The sequence below is a fragment of the Tunicatimonas sp. genome (genome assembly GCF_049647865.1).
Lineage (GTDB): Bacteria > Bacteroidota > Bacteroidia > Cytophagales > Cyclobacteriaceae > Tunicatimonas.
The window spans coordinates 1-6,689 of the sequence record NZ_JBARYM010000080.1 but is presented as its reverse complement, the minus strand read 5'-3'; the positions used below and the strand labels follow the sequence as shown (position 1 = coordinate 6,689).

At 46.1% G+C, this 6,689-nt stretch carries 3 protein-coding genes; 1 reads left to right on the top strand and 2 read right to left on the bottom strand.

The window, feature by feature from the left end; translation table 11 throughout:
• The coding region (locus WBA23_RS02850) for a SusC/RagA family TonB-linked outer membrane protein (protein WP_424580737.1) at window positions 1–2,765 on the bottom strand (2,765 nt) is incomplete at its 3' end.
• Window positions 2,766–3,056: 291 nt separating this feature from the next.
• On the opposite strand from WBA23_RS02850, the gene WBA23_RS02845 reads away from it, so the two are divergent.
• Complete coding sequence (locus tag WBA23_RS02845; RefSeq protein ID WP_424580736.1) at window positions 3,057–4,574, top strand: glycoside hydrolase family 88 protein; 1,518 nt, start codon at window positions 3,057–3,059, stop codon at window positions 4,572–4,574.
• 78 nt (window positions 4,575–4,652) lie between these two features.
• Here the strand turns inward: WBA23_RS02845 and WBA23_RS02840 are convergent.
• A partial coding sequence (locus tag WBA23_RS02840) for a cadherin-like domain-containing protein (RefSeq protein WP_424580735.1) occupies window positions 4,653–6,689 on the bottom strand: 2,037 nt, incomplete at its 5' end.

Below are 6,689 nucleotides of genomic sequence, written 5' to 3'. Positions count from 1 at the left end.
CCAAAGGCCTGCTGATTAGCGGTTCTTAACGGTCTCCCGTTGTTGCCACTAAATATTTGCCGTCCTTGGTCATCATACTGAAAGCCAAAACCGAAAATCTGCCCCATTGGCTTTCCTACAATCTGGGTAATTAACTCACCCCGAATACCTCGGCCTACACTGATAATCGTGTCACCCGGATTCAGCCCTAGCTTCAGGACCTTGGTGTTATTATAAGCGTAGTTAAACGTTAAATCCCAACTGAAATTATCAGTCTGGATAGGTACTACATTTAGTAGCAATTCTACTCCATTATTTCGACTTTCACCTACATTTATTAAGCTTTGGGTATAGCCCGAAGCATCAGTAATCTGGGCTTCCAGAATTTGGTCGGTGGTTGTTTTGGTGTAGTACGCCATATCAATGCCTACTCGGCTATCAAACAGCCGAACATCAAAACCTACTTCTATTTCTTCTACCGACATAGGGCGAAGATTCTCATTAGGAACGGTGGAATTACTAATTGAGCCTACCGGTTGCAGCTCTCCAGAGGGTAGGGGAAAAAGATTATTATTTACTCCGTAGAACAAACTATTGGAGTAAGGATTCACATCCAGATCGCTACCCACCTCGGCATAACCCGCTCTCACTTTTCCGAAAGAAAGCCAGTTGGGCAGATTGGCAAAGGCCTGTGAGAATACGAAGCTACCGGTGAAGGAAGGATAGAGAATACTTCGGTTAGCCGCAGAAAGAGTAGAGAACCAATCGTTACGGGCAGTGGCATTTAAGAAGAGAAATCCTTTATAAGAAAACTCCGCAGCACCGTACAGCGAGTTTATTCGCCACTCGTTCAAATCGTATATCGGATCTTTGATCACTCCGTTTCTGACGGTGTACAAATCCCGAACGATAAAATTATCCACTCGGGTACTGTTGCGGTCAGTGCGACGATCCATGCGGTTACCTCCGAAGGTAACGTCAATCCCAAAATTACCAAACTCACGATTAGCTCCTATCAAAAAGTCAGCATTGACCTCGCTAAACCGTCGGTTTTCTTGTACGTATCGCCCATTCACAAACCCCTCAGGAGCATCGGGCAGGAAGGCCAGACCAGTAGGTAGATTGTATTCCTGATCTCGGGAATAATAGTCTTGCCCAATTCTTCCTTGTACATAAAGCCAATCAGTCAGGTTATAGCGCAGATTTACATTGCCAAAAATTCGGTTCCGCTTAACATTTTCAAACCGTTCACTGAGAGCAAAGTAAGGGTTCGTTCGGTTGCGGAATCGTGACCAGATAAACTCACCTCCTTCATCATTGTACTTGTTAGCATCTAGTACATCCAATGGCATTGAGTTAGACATGGAGTAGATTACTACGGGGGTACTTACATCTTGACCAACGACTACCGGAGGGTTGGTATTCTCCTCAATAGAATAGTTAACATTTCCTGAAACATTTAATTTAGACGATAGGTCTTGGGTAAATCCTAAGTTGATGGTCTTACGATTGAAGCTTGAGTTGGGTACAATACTTCGGCTATCTAAATTAGACAATGATAAGTTAAACCCGCCGTTTTCGCCCCCGGATGATAATGATAGGGTGTTAGTCCAGGTATCGCCATTGCGGTAAAAATCTTTTATTCGGTTTCGTACCGGCGCATACGGAACTTCTACTCCATCAAAAAGTATTTGAGTCATTCCTGGTTCAAATCGCTCGCCAAAGCTCCAAACCCCTGATGTAGGGCTGGGGGTAGTAGGACGCACGCCATTTTCGCCCTGTCCGTATTGGTACTGATAATCGGTAAAATCTAATGGCGTGTCAATCGTATAGTTGGTATTCCATTCTACGCCCAATCCCTTTCCAGAGCCCCGGGTTTTAGTAGTAATCATGATTACGCCATCTTTAGCTCGGGAACCGTAGAGTGCCGCTGCCGCTGCCCCTTTCAGTACGGTCATGGATTCTATATCGTCGGGATTGATACTGGTTAGTCCGTCTCCTCCGTCGGTATTACCCCCGGTACGGTTGGTATTATCAGAAGCAATGCCAAAATTTGTATTATTGATAGGCACTCCATTCACCACGAATAAGGGAGAGTTTTGCCCTCCGAAGGATGACTGCCCCCGGATACGAATTTTACTAGTACCCGCCGCCCCGGTACCTAGCGATGAAATGTTAACCCCAGCTACCTTGCCGGTTAGTGAATTCATAAAATTGGTGGTCCGGTTTACCGTCATTTCTTCCGGTTCTACTTTAGCAGTAGCGTATCCTAGTTTTTTAGTTTCCTTTTTGATACCTAAGGCGGTGACCACTACTTCGCCTAATTCCTGTACATCAACTACCATGTTTACGATGATTGACGACCGTCCATTGATTGGGACCTCTTGGCTACGATAGCCTACTTGGGAGACTACTAATGTGGTGGCATTATCGGGAGCACTTAGCGAGAAATTTCCATCAAGATCGGTAACTGTTCCGATGGTGGTTCCCTTTACTAATACGTTAACCCCTGGTAAAGGAGACTGATCATCTTCGTCAACTACCTGACCGGTAATAGTCTGATCAACGCTCAAGAGAGTACTTTCTATCTCTGAAGCAAGCGTAGCTGACCGCTCGGAAAATGTTTCTTGATTGTCGATTGGCACCGAAGATACATGAGAAATAGTCTCACTGGGCCAAGCTTGGTAGGAAGAAGCTCTCGCTTGAGGAGTAAGCAATCCTACCTGATTAAGTAGGAGCACGACTAGGCTACACTGAGCCAGCGTTCGGTAAAGATTCGTTTTCATAGAATAAAAGTTTTAGGTTGGTAACTATATAGAGGAGGTCAACCTTCTTTTATACTCGTCTACTAAACTAATTCTAGGTAGATAGCTTAAACGCTTAATAAATTATTTGCACAGAATCCATCTATTGTTTTGAAAAAATTTAACGATGCGCCCTATTTCTGTACGCTTTACCAACGTTTATATATTTTCTCTACCGTCAGTGTAATTCTACCTAGTGGCGGAAAAGGTGGTAAATAAGGGTTTAATTCTCTACATTTAGCGGGTTATTCCCCGGCTTTAAACTATGGTATAATGAACCGACGCAGTTTTATTCATCAGCTTCCTACGCTGACTATTGCTTCTACTTTACTTCCAAAATTGTCACTAGCTTCTTCAAGTAAAAAGAAGTATACCCGTTATGTAGCTCAAAACATTGACTATCTTACGCTATCTTTTCCCTCAGATAAGCGCGTGCCAATAGCGCTAACTGCCTTTCCGGTGCCGGAAGCTAACGCAACTCAGTTGACCCGTTTACGATTCCCCCCGGTCAACGTTGAAGATGATACACTCTATTTTCGTATCACCGCCGCTATTGACTTTCGGGAAGAAAAGACGATTCGGATGTATCTACCCGATTCGGGCCAGGAAATTGGATTGTTAAATATTAAGTATGCTCACCCATTTCAACCCTTTCAAATTACGGCTGATCCGCAGTGGCTCCCCGAAATCAACCGGCAGGGCATTGCTTTGCAAATGACTGAAGGAACTCAGACTCCCTGGTTCTTTCTTCCGGATCAGCTACCCTCTGATGCTATCGGCTTAGCCCCTCAACTGATAACTGGCAATAAGTCAGCTTCTGAGAAGGAATTTCTACGTACGCTGTACTCCATGAATTCATTTAGCCCATTTGGCTGGATGGGAGGAAGTGTTCAGGATGCTCTCTACGAACTACATCGGCAAGGCCAATCGCGAGCAACCCAGACACTTGAGATGCATTTACATCATTACTTAGATGAACAACAAGGAATCATTCTGGAGAGCCCACGTACTCAGCCATTAGACGGAACATTCAATAGTATTGAAGATTTTCTTCCCTTTGCGGCTATTGTTAATCTGTACCCGGATCACCCCTCAGTACAAAAGGCAGTAAACTATTGCCGGGATCATCGCAACGAACAGGGAATTATTTTAGCCGGTAAGCATATCACTACCGAAGGTTGCTATACCGTAGCCTACCCTCTTGCCACAATTGCCCAAGTACGGAAAGATGCTGAATTGGCTCAGATCGCTCTAGATCAACTACGTCACCGTAGTCGTTATTTGGTAGACGAATTGGCCGTTTATCAGCGATCTGCACTCTCCGGAGAGAAAGCCTACCGCAATTGGGGACGAGGGGTAGCCTGGTATCTGTTGGGTACCATCAAAACATTAGCTGCAGTGCGGAGCGGCTCCTTTAATTTATCCGGTACCGACGAAGTACAGCAGTCCTTTGTAGCTGCTGCTCTAATGGCTAATCGCTGGAAAAACTCCGAATATCTGTGGTACAGCTATCTTGATCAGCCCGCAACGGAAGTAGATACTTCAGCTAGTGCCGGAATTGCAGCAGCTATCATGTGGGGCGTACAACTGGGGGTATTGCCTACTCATTATCGACGTTCGGCTCAAGCCACGTATCGGTCGCTACAAGATGACCTTACGCCCGATGGTTTTCTTACTCACGTTTCGCAAATTAACCGGGGGGGCGAAACACTACAGAAAGAGGGGTATCGAGTAATCTCCCAATTTGGTATGGGATTGATGGGACAGCTAAAAGCTGCCTTGAATGCTTAATAATTTATTAGTAGACGGGTTTAAGTACCGAAAGCAAGAGTATAAAACTCCTGCTTTCGGTATTTTTTTGGTACTGTACTACTTTTTAATAAATCGCTGAGTGCTTGTAGCACCTTGTATATGAATAAAGTACAAACCTGAATTTAACTGCTCAACTGGTATCTTAAGGAAATTTACCGTAGCAGACATCGTCTTCTTAATTTTCAGTACCCCTCGTATATCGTATACGGAGATTTCCCGCTCGCTATTCGTAGGCGACTCCACCGTTAGCGTTACGGATTCTTGCGCGGGGTTGGGAAAAAGGGTTGTTTGAAGATCAGGAGACAAAGCTGAATTAGCAGGGTCTACACCAGAAGGTTGACGTTTAACCCGAGCGTTAGTCGGTGTACAATTGGACTGCTGAGGCGTAAATTCCAGCGCAACAATACTATAATCAGAATTATTATTGGTTCTGTCGGGACCACTTCCGCTGTCGTAAGCTGTAGCCTCTAGCACCAACTTGGTAGCCGATTGGCCCGAGTAGTTTGTGGCAAACTCATATACGCTACTACCCAGTGAGTTGCCTGTAGTTGGTGAGATAATTCCCTGCTCGAGCACATTATCATTGTTATCCAGCAGCTTCCATAAGCCGGTTTCATCGGCCCCCTGCCACTCGTTAGCTTCTAAGTTTCCTAGCGTAAAAAACACTTGACCGGCAAACTGGCTGAAATTGATCTCTACCTTTTCGGATGTATTGCTAACCGGGTCGTAGTCCAACTGGGGGTTAAATCTATTTCCCTTCACACCGGCGCGGCCATTTTTGAGCGTTACCGCAGTAGGCGTACCTGAGGCCGAAAACGCTGCGATTTCGGCACAACTTCCCCAGGCTAACGGTTCCGGCCTTCCGTTCGGTTGAATACTTCCTGCATCTAATGTTATTGGTTCAACTGGCACGTCTAAAATGTTTAAACCAACGTTAGCACTAGCCGTCCCACCCCGTCCATCGCTAATGGTGTATCCGAATAGTGCTCCTTCTCCTGCATCAATGCCCGTAAACTCTACCGTATTGCCTACAATTACCGGATTACCATTTCTGATGAATTCTACTTCAGTAATAGTCAGCGCATCCCCGTCAGGATCAGAATCATTGGCTAGTAAACGTGCGAAGGGAATGACTAATGTTTCTCCAACGCTTAGCGTATAGTCAGGGTTACCAAAGAAATCACCGTCAAACTCTGCTACCGGTGGATTATTTTCGTCCGTGCTACAATCTACCGAATTTGGGTCTACTAGCTGCCACAACTGTTCGTCCTGCCCGTTTTCGTTGAGCATGACCGCGTTGCCACCGGATAGCGTCATGAAGCGCGGATTATATTTTCCTTTTATTCGGAAGTACCCATCACCCGCATCGATAAACTCCCACTGCTGCCAGTCTTTATTATTGGACTTATAAATGGTAACATCATCGCCGTTGGCCGGATTCCGTTGCCAGGCTTCTAGGGCCTTGTTGGCAAAATCGTTGAGGATCTTATGAAATCCGTTGCCTCGGTCCGAGATTGTCCATACCTGCCCTTGCTCGTCGCAGGCTTCTACTACCGCGCTGGTTCGGTTGCTGGTATTGTTTACCTGAAGAGTGAACGCCGGATTGGCCTTGGAGACGATTACCGCGGTTTGGTTGATTGAAGGATCTTCTGTCGCGTCGCCTAGCACATTGACCGTGATGGCGGAAGACGTTCCCTCGTCAACCGGTCGCGGCGGGCCAATCCCATCGTTTATCACCAAAACACTATACGTGAAGGAGGCCGACCCGGTGAAATTAGTTGTAGGAGTAAACACAACATTCTCGCCCTGCAAAGATACCGAACCGTTCACTGCGTCGCCTACGGCATCTAGCGTGATCTCCACGGGACTGTTCAAGTAGGGGATTGCCGAGTCATTCGCCAGTAACTCACTCTTGGGAATCATGAGAGAAGTGTTTTTATCCGTCGTGAATGGTCCGTCCTGACCAATGGTTAGCTCATCGGGCACGTCGGAGATGGTGAGCGTGATCAGGCCCGTAGCGGATGCTTGGCCGTCGCTGATGGTGTAGGGAATCTCAATCTCCCCGTTGAAGTTCACCGCAGTACGAAATTCAAT

Bases quoted from the DNA above. Each gene is read 5' to 3' on its own strand.
- WBA23_RS02845 (WP_424580736.1), top strand. From the start codon at position 3,057: ATGAACCGACGCAGTTTTATTCATCAGCTTCCTACGCTGACTATTGCT.